The sequence below is a fragment of the Candidatus Phytoplasma citri genome (assembly GCF_002009625.1).
GTDB lineage: Bacteria > Bacillota_I > Bacilli_A > Acholeplasmatales > Acholeplasmataceae > Phytoplasma > Phytoplasma citri.
Genome location: NZ_MWKN01000072.1, coordinates 1 through 1,192 on the forward strand (window position 1 = coordinate 1; position 1,192 = coordinate 1,192).

Below are 1,192 nucleotides of genomic sequence, written 5' to 3' on the forward strand. Positions count from 1 at the left end.
GTTCATCAAATGGTTACTCTCTAAAAAGAGAATTACAGCAGGGAATGAATAATTTTCATAATACGTTAACAGCATTCAATAAAATTGCGGCTAATAAAGGGGCGGAAACACCCGGAATTGACAACGAAACCATCGATGGAATCAATCTAGGAAAACTAGAAAGATACCATCAGGAATACGTCAATAATGGTTATAACCCCAAACCAGTTAAAAGAATTCTCATTCCTAGTGATAACAAAAAAACTAGACCCCTGGGGCTACCCACGATCAAGGACAGGCTAATACAAAAATGCCTGGAACAACTCTTAACTCCCTATTTTGAAAATATCTTTTCAGCATGGAACTTGGGATTTAGAACCAAAAAATCTTGTCATGATGCGATCAAACGCGTCAAACCAAGATTTAAAGGAATTGACTACATCGTCAAAATCGACTTAAAAGGCTACTTTGATACCATCAATCACGAGATTCTCATAAGAACCTTAAATCGGTTCATCAGAAAGAATAAAGTCCTCTCAACCATTAACAAATGGTTGAAAGTTGGCTTCATGAAAGATGGGGTCAAATACGAATCCTTATCCGGTTCTCCTCAAGGAGGAATCATTTCTCCCTTGTTGGCGAATGTATATTTACATTACATCGACCTGAAAATGGATGAACTGATTAAAGAAGGAAAACCAATTAAGAAAGGTAACCCAGAATATGGGAAAGCACGGTCTAAAAATCAACACCATAAACTGGGAGTTGATAGTCATATTAATCTAAATCCAAAACCTAGAGTCGAATACATCCGTTACGCTGATGATTTTATCATTGGTGTCAAAAGGGGGAGAGATAAAGCGAGAATAATTAATAAGCTAGTTAGCCAACGGTTTACAGAAGACCTAGGTCTAAAATCAACACAGATAAATCTAAAATCATTGGCGACCAAAAGTTGTAGGTTCCTATGCATGATGAATATTAATCCCACCAGAAATTCCAAAATCAAAAAACCACCAAAAACTAATTAAATGGGAAGGTTAATATACTAATACCATGGAAAACATTAGGAAATAAATCAACGATTATGGTCGGGAGAGAAAAGGAAAAATAAATACGGATAGATTAATTGCGTTTTATGCGGCGATTTGTATTTGCCATTTTATTTACAATCAGCCCCCGTCCAAACCGGACAAGCAAGTTTCCAAGCATC

1 pseudogene is annotated in these 1,192 nt (G+C 36.4%); it reads left to right on the forward strand.

Going from position 1 to position 1,192, the window contains the following annotated elements:
- Positions 1 to 852, forward strand: a pseudogene (locus B2G44_RS01950) (reverse transcriptase domain-containing protein); the annotation flags it as partial.
- Positions 853 to 1,192 lie beyond the last annotated feature (340 nt).